At 45.8% G+C, this 17,715-nt stretch carries 15 protein-coding genes; 1 reads left to right on the forward strand and 14 read right to left on the reverse strand.

Going from position 1 to position 17,715, the window contains the following annotated elements; all coding sequences use genetic code 11:
* Nucleotides 1-129: 129 nt before the first annotated feature.
* The 11 genes from trxA to zapA all read right to left on the reverse strand — a co-directional run bounded on the left by trxA (nucleotide 130) and on the right by zapA (nucleotide 11,634).
* Nucleotides 130-444 (reverse strand): thioredoxin, encoded by a 315-nt coding sequence (trxA, locus tag M1J35_RS18625; protein ID WP_034757073.1) that lies wholly within the window; start codon nucleotides 442-444, stop codon nucleotides 130-132.
* Nucleotides 445-657: 213 nt separating this feature from the next.
* Nucleotides 658-1,638 carry an electron transfer flavoprotein subunit alpha/FixB family protein gene (locus M1J35_RS18630; protein ID WP_224519384.1) on the reverse strand — a complete coding sequence of 327 codons (981 nt, stop codon included), beginning with the start codon at nucleotides 1,636-1,638 and terminating at the stop codon, nucleotides 658-660.
* Between the two features lie 43 nt (nucleotides 1,639-1,681).
* Nucleotides 1,682-2,455 carry an electron transfer flavoprotein subunit beta/FixA family protein gene (locus M1J35_RS18635; RefSeq protein ID WP_034757067.1) on the reverse strand — a complete coding sequence of 258 codons (774 nt, stop codon included), beginning with the start codon at nucleotides 2,453-2,455 and terminating at the stop codon, nucleotides 1,682-1,684.
* 133 nt (nucleotides 2,456-2,588) lie between these two features.
* Nucleotides 2,589-3,359: an enoyl-CoA hydratase gene (locus M1J35_RS18640; RefSeq protein WP_254651919.1), complete on the reverse strand. Its 771-nt coding sequence runs from the start codon at nucleotides 3,357-3,359 to the stop codon at nucleotides 2,589-2,591.
* Nucleotides 3,360-3,380: 21 nt separating this feature from the next.
* On the reverse strand, nucleotides 3,381-3,968 hold the full coding sequence (locus tag M1J35_RS18645; RefSeq protein WP_034757061.1) for a fatty acid metabolism transcriptional regulator FadR: 588 nt from the start codon (nucleotides 3,966-3,968) through the stop codon (nucleotides 3,381-3,383).
* A gap of 136 nt (nucleotides 3,969-4,104) precedes the next feature.
* Nucleotides 4,105-5,802 (reverse strand): AMP-binding protein, encoded by a 1,698-nt coding sequence (locus M1J35_RS18650; RefSeq protein WP_371928685.1) that lies wholly within the window; start codon nucleotides 5,800-5,802, stop codon nucleotides 4,105-4,107.
* A 329-nt stretch (nucleotides 5,803-6,131) separates the two neighbouring features.
* On the reverse strand, nucleotides 6,132-6,539 hold the full coding sequence (locus M1J35_RS18655) for a DUF350 domain-containing protein (protein ID WP_034757057.1): 408 nt from the start codon (nucleotides 6,537-6,539) through the stop codon (nucleotides 6,132-6,134).
* A gap of 21 nt (nucleotides 6,540-6,560) precedes the next feature.
* Nucleotides 6,561-8,915 carry an endonuclease MutS2 gene (locus tag M1J35_RS18660; protein ID WP_254651920.1) on the reverse strand — a complete coding sequence of 785 codons (2,355 nt, stop codon included), beginning with the start codon at nucleotides 8,913-8,915 and terminating at the stop codon, nucleotides 6,561-6,563.
* A gap of 20 nt (nucleotides 8,916-8,935) precedes the next feature.
* The gene (gene polX, locus M1J35_RS18665; protein ID WP_371928686.1) at nucleotides 8,936-10,645 is read right to left on the reverse strand and encodes a DNA polymerase/3'-5' exonuclease PolX; all 1,710 of its coding nucleotides are present in this window, start codon (nucleotides 10,643-10,645) and stop codon (nucleotides 8,936-8,938) included.
* 182 nt (nucleotides 10,646-10,827) lie between these two features.
* The gene (locus M1J35_RS18670; RefSeq protein ID WP_034757049.1) at nucleotides 10,828-11,367 is read right to left on the reverse strand and encodes a CvpA family protein; all 540 of its coding nucleotides are present in this window, start codon (nucleotides 11,365-11,367) and stop codon (nucleotides 10,828-10,830) included.
* A 6-nt stretch (nucleotides 11,368-11,373) separates the two neighbouring features.
* A complete protein-coding gene (gene zapA / locus M1J35_RS18675) occupies nucleotides 11,374-11,634 on the reverse strand; it encodes a cell division protein ZapA (RefSeq protein WP_034757046.1) in 261 nt (86 codons plus the stop codon).
* A gap of 132 nt (nucleotides 11,635-11,766) precedes the next feature.
* Between zapA and rnhC the strand changes: the two genes are divergently transcribed.
* On the forward strand, nucleotides 11,767-12,690 hold the full coding sequence (gene rnhC / locus M1J35_RS18680; RefSeq protein WP_224519382.1) for a ribonuclease HIII: 924 nt from the start codon (nucleotides 11,767-11,769) through the stop codon (nucleotides 12,688-12,690).
* Nucleotides 12,691-13,034: 344 nt separating this feature from the next.
* Here rnhC and pheT read toward each other — a convergent pair whose 3' ends face one another.
* From pheT to M1J35_RS18695, 3 genes are all read right to left on the reverse strand, one after another.
* Nucleotides 13,035-15,449, reverse strand: a complete 2,415-nt coding sequence (gene pheT, locus M1J35_RS18685) for a phenylalanine--tRNA ligase subunit beta (protein ID WP_224519381.1) — start codon at nucleotides 15,447-15,449, stop codon at nucleotides 13,035-13,037.
* A gap of 26 nt (nucleotides 15,450-15,475) precedes the next feature.
* The gene (gene pheS, locus M1J35_RS18690) at nucleotides 15,476-16,513 is read right to left on the reverse strand and encodes a phenylalanine--tRNA ligase subunit alpha (protein ID WP_034757039.1); all 1,038 of its coding nucleotides are present in this window, start codon (nucleotides 16,511-16,513) and stop codon (nucleotides 15,476-15,478) included.
* A gap of 376 nt (nucleotides 16,514-16,889) precedes the next feature.
* Nucleotides 16,890-17,651, reverse strand: coding sequence for a TrmH family RNA methyltransferase (locus M1J35_RS18695; RefSeq protein ID WP_254651921.1), 762 nt, complete (start codon nucleotides 17,649-17,651; stop codon nucleotides 16,890-16,892).
* Nucleotides 17,652-17,715: the final 64 nt, after the last annotated feature.

Here is a 17,715-nt window from a genome sequence, read left to right on the forward strand (position 1 = left end):
AATTCCATTTAAATTATATCGAGAACGATTCTCATAGTCAACGAGTTTTTGAAAATTTGTGGAGGAGAACTCTGGACACAACAAAAAAACCGGAGCTGAAGTTCAGCCCCGGTTTCCCATCAATATTTCTTATACGTGTTTGTTTAATAATTCAGCAAGTGCTTCCTTAGGTTGGAAACCGATTACTTTGTCTACTACTTCTCCGTCTTTAAGGACAACCAAAGTAGGGATACTCATTACTCCGTATTTACCTGCTGTTTCCTGGTTTTCATCAACGTCGACTTTGACGATTTTCACTTTGTCGCCCATTTCGCTATCAAGCTCTTCCAGTACAGGAGCGATCATTTTACAAGGTCCACACCAAGGAGCCCAGAAATCCGCAAGTACCAGTCCAGAGTTTGTATCAGTTGTGAATGATTGATCAGTAGCATGTGTAATAGCCATATATATGCGCCTCCTAAAATCTTTTAATGTAACGTAAGTATATCACCGTTTTTTTTTGGATGCTATCTTTCTGCTCGTAGGTAATATTCCCGTTTAAATATGGAATATACCACGGGAGAAAAAATAAGGCGCAGCCCGTGATTCAGCTACGTCCTTATTTGTATTCATATTATTCTCATACCCCTTATTCGTTCCTGTAAACGTATGAACGGATTAAGAAGAAGATACTTTTAATTTCTTGAATTCTTCCGTTAACATCGGTACCACTTCGAACAGGTCTCCAACGATTCCGTAATCCGCTACGTTAAAGATATTCGCTTCAGGATCTTTATTGATCGCAACGATGACCTTGGAGTTGGACATACCTGCTAAATGCTGGATAGCTCCTGAAATACCACATGCAATATATAGATCAGGCGTTACGACTTTACCTGTTTGACCAATTTGCAGTGAGTAATCGCAGTAGTCAGCGTCACACGCTCCACGGGAAGCTCCCACAGCTCCACCAAGCACGTCGGCAAGTTCCTTAAGAGGATTGAATCCATCTTCACTCTTCACACCGCGTCCGCCGGCGATGATGACTTTCGCTTCAGAAAGATCCACCCCTTCGCTCGCTTTCCGGACGACTTCTTTAATGATGGTACGCAGGTCTTTAATATCGACAGAAAGGGATGTAACCTCTCCACTACGTGACTCATCCTTCGCCAACGGCTCGATGTTGTTTGGACGGATCGTCGCAAAGATCACACCGTCAGTCACGATTTTTTTCTCAAATGCTTTCCCTGAATAGATCGGTCTTGTGAAGACAAGGTTACCGCCTGCTTCCTCAAGATCCGTTGCATCGGAAATCAATCCTGTGCTGAGCTTGCTTGCCACTTTAGGGGACAGGTCTTTCCCAAGTGCCGTATGACCGAAAATGATGCCTTCAGGCTTTTCTTCCTCAATGACTGAAAGGATGGCTTGTGAATACCCGTCTGACGTATACTGTTCCAGTTTATCGTTTTCAACGACTACCACTTTGTCCGCACCATATTGAATCATTTCTTCTCCTAAAGCGCTTACACTCTTGCCAACTAGAACTCCTACGACTTCTCCGCCTTCAGATACTGTTTTCCCTGCCGCAATCGCTTCAAAGGAAACATTACGTAATGATCCGTCCCGAACTTCTCCAAGTACTAATACTTTTCTCGCCATGTTAAAATACCCCCTGAATGTTAGTTATTCCTGTGACTCTCGCTTATATAACTTTCGCTTCATTGCGAAGAAGGGAAACAAGCTCTGATACTTGAGCGTCTAATTCGCCTTCTAATACTTTACCGGCTTCCTTCTTCGGTGGAAGGTAGATTTCAATTGTCTTGGTCTTCGCTTCTACATCATCTTCGTCTAAATCGATATCGTCCAATTCCACTTCATCCAAAGGCTTCTTCTTTGCCTTCATGATTCCTGGAAGGGATGGATAACGAGGTTCGTTCAATCCTTGTTGAGCAGTCACTAATAATGGAAGAGACGTTTCGATGACTTCTGAATCCCCTTCTACGTCACGCGTGACCGTTACGGTTTCACCATCGATTTCCAGTTTCGTGATCGTCGTTACGTAAGGAATATCAAGCTGTTCTGCCACACGCGGACCGACTTGTCCAGATCCACCGTCAATGGCTACGTTACCTGCAAGGATCAAATCTACTTCCTGCTCTTTTAAATAGTGAGCAAGGATCTTGGCCGTTGTGAATTGATCTCCATGATCAAGGTCATCCTCTGTATTGATCAGGACTGCTTTATCAGCACCCATTGCTAGAGCCGTTCTCAATTGCTTTTCACTTTCTTCCCCACCGACAGTTACTACTGTCACTTCGCCGCCATGTGCATCACGGACTTGAATGGCTTCTTCGACTGCATATTCATCGTAAGGATTTATGATAAATTCAGCTCCGTCTTCGGCAATTTGACCGTTTTGGATCGAAATTTTCTCCTCAGTATCAAACGTTCTTTTCAAAAGTACATAGATGTTCATTCGTAAGTCCCTCCTAATAATGTAAACATTCTTTCCCTTAAAAAGATTTCGACAATTTAACCCCTTTGAATGGGCAGCATTGACATGCAACACTGCCCCTCAATAAGAGTTTACTATATTACTAGAATGTATTCTAGCCTTTAAAGTGTGGTTCTCTCTTTTCAACGAAGGCTGAAATACCCTCTTTGGCATCCGCGGACACAAATACTTCACCAAACAGATCCGATTCTCTCATCACACCTTCATAGAACCGGTCATCTTTCGTATAACTAAGTAGTTCGATGGCAGCCTTCATGGCTCCCGGACTCTTCTTCGCAATCTTATCGGCCATTTCCTTCGCCTTATCGAAAAGCTCGTCCCCCGGATATGCCTTATTGGCAAGTCCCCACTGAACCGCTTCTGTTCCGCTGATCGGGTCACTCGTCAACAGCATTTCTGCTGCTTTCGCCCGTCCAACCAGTTTTGGAAGGCGCTGTGATCCTGCAAATCCTGGAACCAGCCCGAGTTGAAGCTCCGGTAAGCCGAGTTTGGCATTTTCACTCACCAATCGGATATGACAGCCCATGGCGAGTTCCAGTCCGCCACCTAATGCGGCACCATGAATGGCTGCAATGATCGGTTTCGGGAAGTTCTCCATCCGTTCAAAGACGTCCTGGCCTTTTTTCGCAAGCTTGGAGAATTCTTCACCACTTTCGATCGTCGTGAATTCCTTGATATCGGCACCAGCCGAGAAGAAGCGTCCCTCACCTTTCAGTAAGATCACCCGGACATCCGAATTGGTTTCAAGTTCATCAAGAACCGCGTCGATTTCCTTGATGAGTCCACTTGCTAGTGCATTTGCGGGAGGTCTTTGAATCAGGACGGTTGCGACCTGTCCCTCTAAGACCCATGATAAACTTTCCATCTCTAATCCCCCTAAACTAGTTTAGTTCCTGCCTCTGCATCCATGAAGCAATAGCTTATGAATAGCAGGGACTTGTTCGACTAAGTCGTATTTCTGATCGTTCATCACCCATGTTGTCGCCATTTCATCCAGAGTGCCAAAGATCATTTGGCGGGCGAGGCGAACATTCAGATCACTTGAGAACTCGCCAGATTCGATCCCGCTGATCAGGATCTTATCGACTAATTCCAGATAGCCCTTTAACACATCATTGATTTTCAATCGGATATCTTTATTCGATTGTCTAAGCTCCAATTGTGTGACGATGGCGAGATGATGATCATCCGACAGTATCCTACAATGATTTTCAATCATCACTAATAATTTCTCTGAAACTGTCTGTTTTCCTGCAATAACTTCTTCAATTTTTTCGACAAAGAGAACCATTTTTTCTTTAAACAACGAAATCAGGATATCTTCTTTGTTTTTAAAATAAAGATAGATGGTTCCGTCAGCCACCCCTGCCTGCTTTGCAATCTTTGACACCTGTGCCTGATGGTACCCATTTTCTGCTATCACGATAACAGCAGCATCGATAATTTGCATGTATTTTGGTTTATTTCGTTTCATAAGTTTTGACCTGCCTTAACAAAATATGAATGACCATTCATTCATATTTCCATAATAAAAGGTTTCTCATTGATTGTCAAGAAGGGATCCTTGTCCCACTTCCAATCAAAAAGAAAAAGCTCAAGTGGGTGACAGCCTAACTTGTTTTCTGCTCATCCTCTATCTTTTGCCGTTCCTCATCCACGAGGGCCCTTCTCAGGATTTTCCCGACAGCTGTTTTAGGCAGTTCCTTCCTGAATTCATAAATCCTCGGCACTTTATAGGCAGCCAGGTATTTACGGGAATATTCATTCAGTTCCTCCTCCGTCAGGGACTCTCCTTCCTTCAGGACAACGTATGCCTTGACGGTTTCCCCTCTATACGGATCCGGGACCCCTGCTGCGACAACTTCCTGAATCGCTGGATGTTCGTAGAGGACTTCTTCAATTTCCCGGGGATAGATATTAAAGCCGCCGGCAATGATCATATCCTTCTTACGATCCACTACGTAAAAATAGCCCTTTTCATCCATATAGCCTATATCTCCCGTCAACAGCCATCCGTCCTTTAACGTTTGTTCCGTTTCCTCAGGCCGGTTCCAGTATCCTTTCATCACCTGCGGACCCTTGACGACGATTTCACCCATCTCATTCGGCGGCAGGGGTTCTCCCGTTTCCATTGAGAACACGGCACTGTCCGTACCCGGCCATGGAACACCGATGCTTCCCTTTATCCTCGCTTTATCCCAAAGGAAATTGGAATGAGTGACTGGGGATGATTCGGTCAATCCGTATCCTTCGACGAGCTTCCCACCCGTGACTTCCTCGAATTGCTGCTGCACCTCAACCGGTAATGGCGCACTTCCACTGAGACATGAATCGATGGATGATAAGTCATATTTCTTTAAATCCGGGTGATTCAAGAGTCCGATATAGATTGTCGGGGCTCCTGGAAACAGGGTAGGCTTCAGTTTCTGAATCGTCTTCAATGTTGTTTCTGCATCAAACTTAGGAAGCAGGATCATCTTATATCCCTGCATGACGGAAAGAATCAGCACGGCAGTCATGCCATACACATGAAAGAATGGCAGGATCCCAAGCATCTTTTCTTCCCCTTTTGTACACTTATACAGCCAGGCATCGCACATGGAGGCATTGGCCACCAGATTCTTATGGGTCAGCATGACGCCTTTGGGGAAACCTGTCGTACCGCCTGTGTATTGAAGCAGGGCAAGATCATTTTCAAAATCGAATTCTTCCTGGGATATCGCTTCAGCCACCGACGATTTCATGATTTCCGTGAATAAATGATTCTGCCCTCTATGGTCCACCTTCACGACGATACCATATTGTTTCTTCTGGATGAATGGGTAAATGAGATTCTTAGGGAAAGGAAGATAGTCTTTGATAGCGGTTACAATGATGTGCTCAAGGTCGGTGTTTTTCATCACTTTCGATACTCTTGGATACAGAATGTCCAATGTAAGGATCACCTTGGCTCCGGAGTCTTTCATTTGATATTCGATTTCCCTTTCCATATATAATGGATTGGTTTGTACCACCACTCCGCCTGCATAAAGGATGCCGTAATAGGCGATAACGGATTGGGGGGTATTGGGAAGCATGATCGCTACCCGATCGCCCTTGTTGATCCCAAGTGTTTTAAGGTATCCGGCGAATGTAAGAGCCGATTCGTATAGTTCCTTGTATCCTATCTCTTTGCCCATGAAATGAATCGCTGCTTTATCTCCGTACAGAGAAGCGGCTTCGGTCAAATAGGACTGCAAAGGTTTTTCAACTAGGTTGAGCTCCTTTGGTATTTCCGCCGGGTATTCAGCAAGCCATGGTTGGTTCATTGTAATCCCTCCTTCTGAATAGTTAGAAAATTTATTCTATTCATTATTATAATATAAGGGGACTTCAGTTACAATTTGAAATAAATGCCGACATACTTTCTTCCTATCCATGAAGCTTGACCTTCCTTACAGAACTTTTTTCAAAAGAAAACAGACTGCCTATTCCACCATATGACAGTCTGTTTGTACAATATTATTATTTTGGGATTGTGTTTTTCCCCTGAGTGCCCTGAGTCAAGTAAAGAACAACATATAGATGATGCCGACGACTATAAAGCCGCCGCACAGGGTGAGCAGAACTTTCGCCAATGTTTCCATATTCCCTCTCCTTACGATATACCGGCTCCTATGACATAGGATAATCCGACTGAAATGACCAGTGAAATGAAGCCTACCGCCCGGTTATCATTTTCAATTTCCTCATCGATCCTGAATTTCGGAGTCAGGAACTCATAAATGAAATACCCGATCAACAGCAGGAAAAAGCCAAACACCCCCCACCCGATCGTCGTGAGGATGGTATCGTTATGACTGATGGAATGCCGGAAAATATTCGCGATCCCGAATATTTTCCCTCCCGTTGCCATGGCCACGGCCATATTCCCTTTTTTGATTTCTTCCCAGTTCCGATATTTTGTCACCAGTTCAAAGACCGCTAAGAACAACACGAGACAAAGGATGACTACACTGTAATTCCCCGCCGTCTGAACAAATTCATTTTCCCAAAAGTTCTCCATCGTAAAGCTCCCTTTACCTTGTTATTTAAATTGAACGACAGTTACACCCGTTCCACCTTCACCTGCATCCCCGAAACGGATACTCTTGACCGACCGGTGATTCTTCAAGTACTCCTGCACTCCCTGTCTCAAAGCCCCCGTTCCTTTTCCGTGGATGATGGAAACGCGTGGGTAGCCTGCAAGCAGAGCGTCATCAATGTACTTCTCCACCCTCGATAAGGCATTTTCAAAACGTTCTCCGCGCAAGTCAAGTTCGAGGCTGACATGAAAATCTTTCCCTTTCACCGTAGCGAGGGGTTTCGTTTCGACCTTTTGTTGGGATTGAATGAATTCAAGATCCGATTCCTTCACTTTCATCTTCATGATGCCCATCTGGACCTGCCATTCCTTCGCCGATACCCGCTCGACCAAATGACCCTTTTGATCGAAGCTCAGTACTTTGACTTCGTCCCCGGCCTTCAATTCATGCTGGGATCCAGTCGCTTTCTTCTTTTGACCCGTTTTCAGCTTAGGAGTCGCATCTTCAAGCTGTTTTTTCGCCTGGATCAATTCATGTTCTTTGATCTGGGCTGACTTCTCATGCTGCATTTTCCGCAGATCCTTGATGACCTGCTCGGCTTCCGCCTTCGCTTTTTCAACGACCTCACTGGCTTTTTGCTGTGCTTTTTCGTAAAGGGTATCCTTCTTCTCGTAATACTCCATCATTTGCTTCTGCATGTCTTTATGCATCTTCTCAGCCTGTCTCAACAGCTCATGGGCTTCCTCGAGCTCCCGTTCACCCTGGCGCCTGCTGTCTTCAAGGGAAGCGATCATATTCTCGACTTCTTTGCTATCGGTACCGATATGGGACTTCGCCCGTTGAATGACACCATCTGACAATCCCAGACGTTTGGAAATGTCAAAGGCATTACTTCTTCCCGGGACCCCAAGCAATAGCTTATACGTGGGGCTTAATGTCTCTACATTAAATTCCACACTGGCATTCACGACTCCTTCACGATTATACCCATACGCCTTCAACTCTGGATAGTGAGTGGTCGCCACAACCCTTGCCCCTGTTCCATGAACTTCATCAAGGATGGAAATCGCTAATGCCGCCCCTTCCTGAGGATCGGTACCGGCACCAAGCTCATCGAACAGCACCAGACTCTCATGATCGACCTTTTTCAAAATGTCGACGATGTTCACCATATGGGAGGAGAAGGTACTCAAACTTTGTTCAATGGATTGCTCATCCCCTATGTCAGCGTAAATCGTGCGGAATACACCGACCTCGGAACCATCAAGTGCCGGAATCGGAAGACCGGCCTGTGCCATCAAGCTTGTTAAGCCCAGTGTTTTCAACGTGACGGTTTTACCCCCGGTATTCGGTCCGGTGATGACGATGGAAGAAAATTCATTCCCAAGTTCGATATCATTCGCCACTGCCTCATCGATGGGCAAGAGGGGATGACGTGCTTTATTCAGCTTCACCCGGCGTTCATTATTGATCGTCGGCTTTGACCCTTTGATTGATCGTCCGAATTTCGCCTTGGTAAACATGAAATCCACGTCTGACAGGACGTTGACGATCAGAAGCAGTTCTTCTCCCGATTCTTGTACACTTTCAGACAGTTCCTGAAGAATCTTCTCGATTTCCGTCTGCTCTTTCAAACGAAGCTCACGGAGCTGGTTATTCAGCTGAACAATCGCTTCAGGCTCGATGAATAACGTCTGCCCGGAAGAAGATTGATCATGGATGATCCCGCCATATTGCCCCCTGTATTCCTGTTTGACCGGGATGACGTATCGATCATTCCGGATGGTGATGATCGCATCGGAAAGCATCTTCTGTGCGTTGGATGAACGGATCATCCGCTCCAGCTTCTCCCGTATCCGCCCTTCGTTGGCACGCAGCTGGGTCCGGATCGTACGGAGGGTTTCACTCGCCGTATCCAATATTTCACCATTGTCATCCACCACTTTACGTATATCCTGCTCTAAATGAGGAAGCGGGATGACCGTCCCCATCTTGCCTTGTAAGAGGGGAATATCCACCTCTTCCTCCAAGAGCTCTTCTACAAAAAGGGTCAGCTTCCGGCTTGCCCGGATTGTACTTGCCACCTGGACGAATTCAGACGGAGAAAGCATACCGCCGATTTGGGCACGCTTCACATGAGGGCGTATATCAAAAATCCCGCCAAGCGGGGCATGACCTTTCAATCTGAGAATCGTCATGGCTTCATCCGTCTCTTCATGAAGAGCGGTGATCTCTTCATAATCGACCGACGGCATGAGGGAGGAAACCCTTGCATGACCAAGGGCAGATGCTGCAAATTGCTTTAATAATTCTTTGATTTTATCAAACTCTAACGTTTTCAATACTTTAGAATTCACGGAATGTATTCCACCTTTTATCAGTTTCGCTTAATGTATTGTATGAACTCATTTTTGTCCCATGTATTGATGACCGTGTCTTTCTTGATCCATCCTTTACGTGCCGTACCGACACCCACTTCCATAAATTCCAGATGATCGATACTGTGGGCGTCCGTGTTGATAACAAGCTTCACACCCTGCTCCTGTGCTTTCCGGATGTTTTCAGCAGACAGATCCAGACGATTCGGATTGGCATTCAGTTCAAGAGCTGTACCGGTTTCTTTCGCCAATTGGATAAGAAGATCCATATCGACGTCATATCCTTCCCGCCTGCCGATGATCCTGCCAGTAGGATGGGCGATGATATCCACATGGGCACTTTCCAATGCCGTCTTCAATCTCTCCATGATTTTTTCACGGGGCTGCGAAAAGCTTGAATGAATGGAAGCAATGACGAGATCCACTCTCTTCAAAAGGTCATCATCATAGTCAAGGGTACCGTCAGGAAGGATATCCATCTCGATCCCCGAAAGGATTTCTATATCATCATACTTTTTATTCAGTTCCTTTATTTCATCGATTTGCTTCACCAACCGTTCGGGAGTGAGGCCGTTAGCCACCCGTAAATACTGGGAATGGTCTGTGATGGCCATATAGTGATACCCTTTGGCACGGCACGCCTCAACCATTTCTTCTATGGAATAGGCACCGTCAGACCATGTGGAGTGCATGTGAAGATCGCCCTTTATATCATTCAGGGTAAGGAGGGGATAATCCCCCTTGAACGCCTCCACTTCCTTTCCATCTTCCCGGAGTTCAGGCGGGATCCAGGGAAGGTCGAAGTGATGATAAAATGCTTCTTCGGAATCGAATGTTTTCACGTCACCTGTTTCACTATTCTCAACGCCATATTCACTGATCTTCTCTCCGCGTTCTTTGGCAAGCTGGCGCATACGGACGTTATGATCCTTCGATCCCGTGAAATGATGCAGGGTCGTGGCAAATTCCTCAGGCTTCACGATGCGAAAATCGATGCTCACATCCCAATGATACTGGAGGGTCAGTGACACCTTAGTGTCCCCGGCTGCAATCGTCTCAACGATATTCGGCAACTTCAGAAGCCCTTCCTTCACTTTTTCCGGATGCTCGGTCGAGATGATGAAATCCAGATCTTTAATGGTTTCTCTCATCCTTCTTAAGCTGCCGGCTCTCGAATACGTTCCGATGCTGTCGATTTCAGAAAGATAGCCTTCTATTTCTTCCGCGATGCCCATCATAAAGCCGATTGGAAGCCGGTCCGGTCTTTTCCCAACCTGCTCAATGGAAGCAAGGATCTTTTCTTCGGTCTTTTTTCCGAAGCCTGCAAGTGCCTGTACTCTGTTCTCTTTACACGCTTCTTCCAGGTCCTCTATGCTTTCGACTCCCAGCTCACTGTATAGCTTCGCGATTTTCTTCCCCCCAAGACCCGGCAATTGCAAAAGAGGGATCAACCCCTTCGGCACTTCTTCCTTCAGCCCTTCAAGAACAGAGGAGGTTCCTTCATTTATGTACTCTTCAATAACGGAGGCCGTGCCTTTGCCGATCCCGGTGAGCTTTGTGAAGTCGCTGATTTCCTGCAGGCTCCGGTCATCATTTTCAAGGGCCGCTGCCGCTTTTCGGTAGGCGGATGTTTTAAACGAATTCTCGCCTTTCAATTCCATATATATCGCAATGTTTTCTAATAATTTTATAATATCTTTTTTATTCAAGGGAATCACCTACAATCATAGAATTAACGATCAGGAACCATGTTCATTCAAATATCCAGAACGTCTCCAATTATATAGTAGCAAAACTGGTAGAAAAAGAAAAAAGACTGACTTATAAGATGAACAAATCGTTAATGGCTTTCCTAACGAATGTAAGTTGCATACTTATAGTCAGCCCTTTTTCAGGCTACATATTCAATCCACCAGGATTTCACCATATCGGAGAAAACAGGAGTATGTTTCACCATCGCTTGTGCAATGAATGAGTTATTGATGAATGTTTGAACCGACTCAATCGGCAATAATACCGCAATATACAAGAGTATGAATATCATTAAATAGGATTCAACAAAACCGAGTATCCCACCGCCAAGAACATTCAACTGCTTCAATAGTGGAAGATGGGCGACAAAGTCAAGCATCGATCCGATGATTTGAAGAATGATGCGCACTGCGAAGAAAATCATCGCAAACGCGATTACACGGTAATATGCCTGATCCAGATGGGTCGATTCAAAGATCATATTTAACGTGGATTGCTCGTCCAATACAGGATAAGGAATCCATAAAGTCAGCTTCGGTGCAAGCTGATCATAGTATATGTATGCTACAATGAAAGAAACGATAAATCCGAAAATGTGGATGACCTGCAGAATGAATCCACGTTTTAAACCTATTAAAAACCCTATCACCAGGATGACCAACAAAGCTAAGTCCAACATCTTTATTCAATCCTTTAATCGTTTAATTTCCCGTTCAAGCTCTTCAAACTTTTCCTGAAGTTTGAGATAATCGTTCACGGCATTGACAGCTGTCAAGACCGCAAGCCTGCTTGTGTCGAGAGATGGATTCATGGAGTTGATTTCTCTCATTTTGTCATCCACTTTAGAACAAACGTATCGGATTTGACTTGTTGATTCAGTCCCAACAATCGTATACTGTTGACCATATATGTCCACCGTGGTGCGATTTTTTTGTTCTTCTGACAACCTGAAAGCCCCCCATTCATAAGAATCCTACACATAATCATACCATGAAGTCTTTTGATTATGGAAGGAATTTGTCATATACGCTCACATTTTTTATTAAATTCAAGAACTTTGTCATAAGGAGAGAGAAGCATGGCCAATACCGTCATACAAACAACGAAAGAGACAATCGAGAAAATGAAAAGTCATTACAAACATGCATTAATCGAAAAACTGCCGCCGGGGGCAGTCTTTGTCGCAAAACCCTCAGGCTGTACGATCACCGCTTATAAATCGGGTAAAGTAATGTTTCAAGGGGCAAACGGTGAAGGTGAGGCAAGCCGGTGGGGAAGCAGCGCACCGGCCAAGGTGAAATCCCCTTCCAAAGGGACTGCCAGCCTCCCCGAAAATTTCGCAAATTGGTCCGTCATCGGTTCTGATGAAGTGGGGACAGGAGACTTCTTCGGCCCGATCACCGTGGTGAGCGCTTACGTAAAAAAAGAGCAGATCCCACTCATGAAAGAGCTCGGGGTCAAAGATTCCAAAAACCTATCCGACCCTCAAATCATCAGTATTGCCAGGGACCTGATTTCCACCATTCCCTATTCACTGCTCATTCTCCACAACCCGAAATACAATGAGATGCAGGCAAAAGGAATGACCCAGGGGAAGATGAAAGCCCTCCTTCATAACAAAGCCATACTGAACCTGCTGGAAAAGATGGCTCCGGAACAACCAGAAGGCATCTTGATCGATCAGTTCGTCGAAAAGAATACATATTTCAAACACATCGCTGCCCAATCGAAAATCCAGCGGGAACGCGTATACTTCAGCACAAAAGGCGAAAGCATCCATCTGGCAGTCGCAGCGGCATCGATCATCGCGCGCTACGCATTCTTAAAAGAAATGGACAAGCTGAGTGCCAAAGCAGGTGTAGAAATACCGAAAGGCGCCGGTAAACACGTAGATGTGGCAGCCGCGAAGATCATCAAACGAAAAGGGATCGAAGAATTACAGTCCATGACGAAATGGCATTTCGCCAATAGTGAAAAGGCGATGAGGTTGGCGAGGAAATGAGGATGATGGCCCCACTGGTGTTGCTGGTGGGGTTTTTTGTTTGTGTTTTTTTGGGGTGGGTGGTGTTCAGCAGGAGAATTTCGGTTGGGATTCAGCTGCTGATTTTTCTTTGTTTTTCAGCAGGTGAAGTTTGGTGTTTTTTTAGCTGTTGAATGTTGGGGATATTTCAGCAGGAGAATTTCCCCGTTTTTTCTCCTGTTGAATATACGTCATATTTCACCTGCTGAATTCCACCATTATTTCTCCTGTCAAAATCCCCTCCTATTTCAACAGGCAAACAATCCCACACCACATACAAAAAAAGATGCCAGACCAATGTCTGACACCTCTCTCCAAAAGTCGAATTATCCTCTCAATTCGGCTCCTGCTTTTTCTTTTACGCTTGCAAGTACTCCATCATGCACCTTCACCACTTCTTCATCGGTCAATGTTTTTGCCGGATCGAAGTATTTCAAGGAGAATGCAAGTGATTTCTTGCCTGCTTCCATATGCTCGCCTTCATACAGATCGAAGACGGACACTTCTTTCAGAAGTTTTCCTCCTGCTTCTTTGATGATGGATGCCAGATCCCCGGCTTTCACATCCGTGTTCACTACAAGGGCGATATCCCTTGTGATCGATGGATGACGAGGGATCGGCGTGTAGCTTAGGCCTGGTTTTTCATAATGGAAGACAGGTGATGCCTTCAGTTCAAACACATACGTTTCGTTTAGATCCAGTTCTTTTTCCGCTTCAGGATGGATCGCTCCGACGAAACCGATCACTTCGTTATCAAGTAAGATCTCGGCCGTACGTCCAGGGTGCATGCCGTCTACGGTTGCCTGACGGAATGAAATAGCTTCTGATACACCGATTTCTTCGAACATGCCCTCCAGGATCCCTTTGGCCACATAGAAGTCGACTGGCTTTTTCTCGCCTTGCCAAGGATGCTGGTGCCACAGGCCGGTCAGCGCTCCTGCAATATGCTCTTTTTCCTGTGGAAGCTCTTCGCCTGTTTCCGTTAAGAATACGGATCCCACTTCATAAAAGGCTAGAGAATCATTTTGACGGGCCTTGTTATATGAAACCACTTCAAGAAGCTGCGGAATGATGCTTAAACGAAGGTTGCTTCGTTCTTCACTCATCGGCATCAATAAGCGGACAGGTTCCCTTACGTCCAACGCATATTGGCTTGCTTTCTTGTCGTTTGTCAATGAATACGTGATCGCCTGCAGGAGTCCCGCTCCTTCCAGGTATCGGCGGACCGTACGACGCTTCAGCTGGTGATTCGAAAGGCCACCAGGTGTTGCCTCTCCTTCTGGAAGTGTCATCGGAAGATTGTCATAGCCGTAAAGGCGGGCCACTTCTTCCAGTAAATCTTCAGGGATGGTGATATCCCCTCTTCTTGTAGGAGCCGTTACGACGAATGTTCCGCCGTTTACTTCTGCATCAAATTGAAGTCGGCGGAAAATATCTTCCACTGTTTCAACGGAAATGGCTGTTCCAAGTGAAGAATTGATTTTTTCAAGGGAGATTTCCACCTTGACCGGTTCAACATCCAATTCATTAAATAAAACAGTACCTTCGAGAACTTCCCCTCCGGCATATTCAGCCATCAGTTCAGCCGCTCTTTCCCCGGCTTTCAGGACACGATTCGGATCCACACCCTTTTCATAACGGGTGCTGGCTTCGCTTCTGAGTCCGTGGTCTTTCGATGCACCTCTGACAATGGCACCGGTGAAGTAAGCTGCTTCAAGAAGGACCGTCGTCGTATCGTTCTGGACTTCTGAATTGGCTCCACCCATCACTCCGGCAAGGGCAACGGGTTCAGTCCCGTTCGTAATCACAAGCTGGCTGCTTGATAGCGTTCTTTCAGCATCATCCAGGGTCACGAATGTTTCGCCGTCGTTTGCCCGGCGAACAAGGATTTCCTTTGAACCGAGACGGTCGTAGTCGAAAGCATGGAGCGGTTGACCATATTCCAACAGTACGTAGTTCGTTATATCCACTACGTTGTTGTGGGGACGGATCCCTGCAGAAATCAGTGCATTTTGCATCCAAAGTGGAGATGGACCGATTTTGACATTTTTGATGATTTTAGCCCCGTAAAGAGGATTATCTTCTTTTGCTTCTACTTTTACCGATACATAATCCGAAGCTTTTTCGTTGCCTTCTGATACCTCGGCTGTCGGAAGCTTTACGTCACGGTCCAGGATGGCTGCGACTTCATACGCCACTCCAAGCATGCTTAAGCAATCAGAACGATTGGGTGTCAATCCTAATTCCAGGATTGCATCATCCAGGTTCAATAATTCAACGGCATTGCGACCGACTTCGGCCTCATCACTGAATACGTAGATTCCCTCTGCATGCTCTTTCGGTACGAGCTTTCCTTCGACTCCAAGCTCTTGCAGGGAACAGATCATCCCGTGGGATGCTTCGCCGCGAAGTTTGGCTTTTTTGATTTTGAAGTTTCCAGGAAGGACCGCCCCTACTTTCGCGACAGCCACTTTTTGGCCCTTTGCCACGTTCGGTGCCCCGCAAATAATTTGGACAGGCTCTTCTTCCCCTACGTCCACAAGGCATTTATTTAACTTATCCGCATCGGGATGCGGCTCACATTGCAGGACATGCCCGACGACCACATTTTTGATCTCTTCGCCGATCCGTTCGACACCTTCGACTTCGATCCCGCTTCTTGTAATCTTCTCTGCCAACTCTTCAGGAGTTGTGCCTGATAAGTCTACATAATTTTCTAACCATTTATATGAAACAAACATGTGTTAGTACCTCCCTATCGTTTTCTTTACTCTTGTGTTCCGAACTGTGTCACAAAGCGAGTATCGTTTGTGTAGAAATGACGGATATCATCGATGCCATATTTCAGCATGGCAATACGCTCTGGTCCCATACCAAACGCGAAACCTGTATATTTCTTCGAATCGAATCCAGCCATTTCAAGGACATTCGGATGAACCATCCCTGCTCCAAGGATTTCGATCCAGCCTGTGCCTTTACATACGCGGCAGCCTTTTCCTCCACAGATCTTACATGAGATATCCATCTCGACAGATGGCTCTGTGAATGGGAAAAAGCTCGGGCGCAAGCGGATTTCACGGTCTTCACCGAACATTTTCTTAGCAAATACATTCAGCGTTCCTTTCAGGTCACTCATGCGGATGTTTTCGTCGATGACAAGGCCCTCGATCTGGGTGAATTGATGGGAATGTGTCGCGTCATCTGTATCACGTCGGTACACTTTCCCGGGACAGATGATCTTGATGGGTCCCTTTCCTTTGGCCAGTTCCATCGTCCTTGCCTGAACCGGTGACGTGTGGGTACGCAGAAGGGTTTCTTCCGTAATATAGAAAGAATCCTGCATATCACGTGCCGGATGTCCTTTAGGGAGATTCAGGGCTTCGAAGTTATAATAGTCCTTCTCGACTTCCGGTCCTTCAGCAACCGTATAGCCCATGCCGATGAAGAGGTCTTCGATTTCTTCCACGATCATCGTCAGGGGATGGTGATTCCCTTTTTTCACAGGGCGACCGGGTAACGTGACATCGATCGTTTCAGATTGAAGCTTCTTTTCGACCGCTTCTTTTTCAAGAACAGCCTGCTTTGCTTCGATGGTTTCGGTGATCGCTCCACGGACTTCATTGGCAAGTGCCCCCATTTTAGGACGCTCTTCCGCTGAGAGTTTACCCATTCCTTTTAAGGCTTCGGTGACAGGTCCTTTTTTGCCTAAATAAGCAACGCGGATGTTGTTCAGTTCTTTCAGATCTTGTGCTTCGTTCACTTTTTCGATGGCTTCTTGTTGAAGGGATCGTAATTTGTCCTCCATTGTTCTTCCTCCTTTAATGTATATCGTCCGAATGTTTCGTTGGATTGGTTTTTAAACAAATAAAAAAACCCCATCCCAAAAAGGGACGAGGTTTATATCGCGGTACCACCCTTATAAGCATATCCACAGGGGGATCTGCTCACTTCATTCGGATAACGGCTTATGCCGGAGCATCTTTACATTCACATTGGAATGGTCCCGATGCCAACTCGAGAGGTGAAATGTTCACATCATGTTTCCTTAAGAATGCTTACAGTCCAGGGCATTCTCTCCCTTGAAGAAGGTCATGTGTTACTTTCCTCTTTCAACGTTTTTAAAGTTATATGTGCATTATTATAGTGAATTTCACGACATAATTCAAACCTTTTCACGAAATTCACTGCCCATTTTTAAAATAGTACATTAAAATGCCTGCCGCAATGGCCACATTCAATGATTCACTCTTACCGTAAATAGGGATGTAGAGGTTCCGGTCCGTTTCCTTTAACAGGTCCTTCGACATGCCGTTCCCCTCGTTCCCTACGATGAGGGCATAGGAAGATTGCGGGCTGATCGACGTGTACTCCACTCCGTTTTCAAGAGCCGTCCCGTACACGGGGATACTGCGCTCTTTCAGGGCTGAAATGGTTTCAGGCAGTTCTTTTCTGACGATCGGAATATGAAAATGACTTCCTTGTGCCGAGCGCAACACTTTCGGATTATAAGGGTCCACCGTCCCTTTTCCCAACACGACCATATCGATTCCCGCCGCATCGGCTGTACGGATGATGGTGCCGATATTGCCAGGATCCTGAAGGCCGTCGAGAAGCATGAATGTGGATGCCTGATCGGGGTCATACTCATCTTCTCTTTGCCTGCATATCGCAAAGATCCCTTGAGAGGTCTCGGTATCAGCGAGGATTTTCCCGACTTCATCCGATACCATGGTGACAGATACCGAGTCCACCGTCCATTTCTGGGGAAGATCGATCCCTTCGACGAGGATCAGCTCAATGACCGTATCCTCCTGCTTTAATGCTTCTTCCACAAGGTGAAATCCTTCAATGATATATGTGCGGGTGAGATCCCGTTCTTTTTTCGTCAATAATTTCTTCCACTGCTTCACAACAGGATTTTTCGAGGATTGAATATACTTCAATCGTATCCGCTCCTTTTGATTACTATTCAAGGTCTCATTATACCTTAACTTTCCTACATAATAA

Origin of the sequence: Rossellomorea sp. KS-H15a (assembly GCF_024195245.1) — a bacterium.
Classification (GTDB): Bacteria; Bacillota; Bacilli; order Bacillales; family Bacillaceae_B; genus Rossellomorea; species Rossellomorea vietnamensis.

What these genes read in the sequence shown, in the direction of transcription:
- M1J35_RS18635 (WP_034757067.1), bottom strand. Translation starts at nt 2,455, where the DNA reads ATGAACATCTATGTACTTTTGAAAAGAACGTTTGATACTGAGGAGAAA.
- M1J35_RS18670 (WP_034757049.1), bottom strand. Translation starts at nt 11,367, where the DNA reads ATGTTGGACTTAGCTTTGTTGGTCATCCTGGTGATAGGGTTTTTAATA.
- M1J35_RS18650 (WP_371928685.1), bottom strand. Translation starts at nt 5,802, where the DNA reads ATGAACCAACCATGGCTTGCTGAATACCCGGCGGAAATACCAAAGGAG.
- M1J35_RS18630 (WP_224519384.1), bottom strand. Translation starts at nt 1,638, where the DNA reads ATGGCGAGAAAAGTATTAGTACTTGGAGAAGTTCGGGACGGATCATTA.
- rnhC (WP_224519382.1), top strand. Translation starts at nt 11,767, where the DNA reads ATGGCCAATACCGTCATACAAACAACGAAAGAGACAATCGAGAAAATG.
- trxA (WP_034757073.1), bottom strand. Translation starts at nt 444, where the DNA reads ATGGCTATTACACATGCTACTGATCAATCATTCACAACTGATACAAAC.
- pheT (WP_224519381.1), bottom strand. Translation starts at nt 15,449, where the DNA reads ATGTTTGTTTCATATAAATGGTTAGAAAATTATGTAGACTTATCAGGC.
- pheS (WP_034757039.1), bottom strand. Translation starts at nt 16,513, where the DNA reads ATGGAGGACAAATTACGATCCCTTCAACAAGAAGCCATCGAAAAAGTG.
- M1J35_RS18655 (WP_034757057.1), bottom strand. Translation starts at nt 6,539, where the DNA reads ATGGAGAACTTTTGGGAAAATGAATTTGTTCAGACGGCGGGGAATTAC.
- M1J35_RS18640 (WP_254651919.1), bottom strand. Translation starts at nt 3,359, where the DNA reads ATGGAAAGTTTATCATGGGTCTTAGAGGGACAGGTCGCAACCGTCCTG.
- M1J35_RS18645 (WP_034757061.1), bottom strand. Translation starts at nt 3,968, where the DNA reads ATGAAACGAAATAAACCAAAATACATGCAAATTATCGATGCTGCTGTT.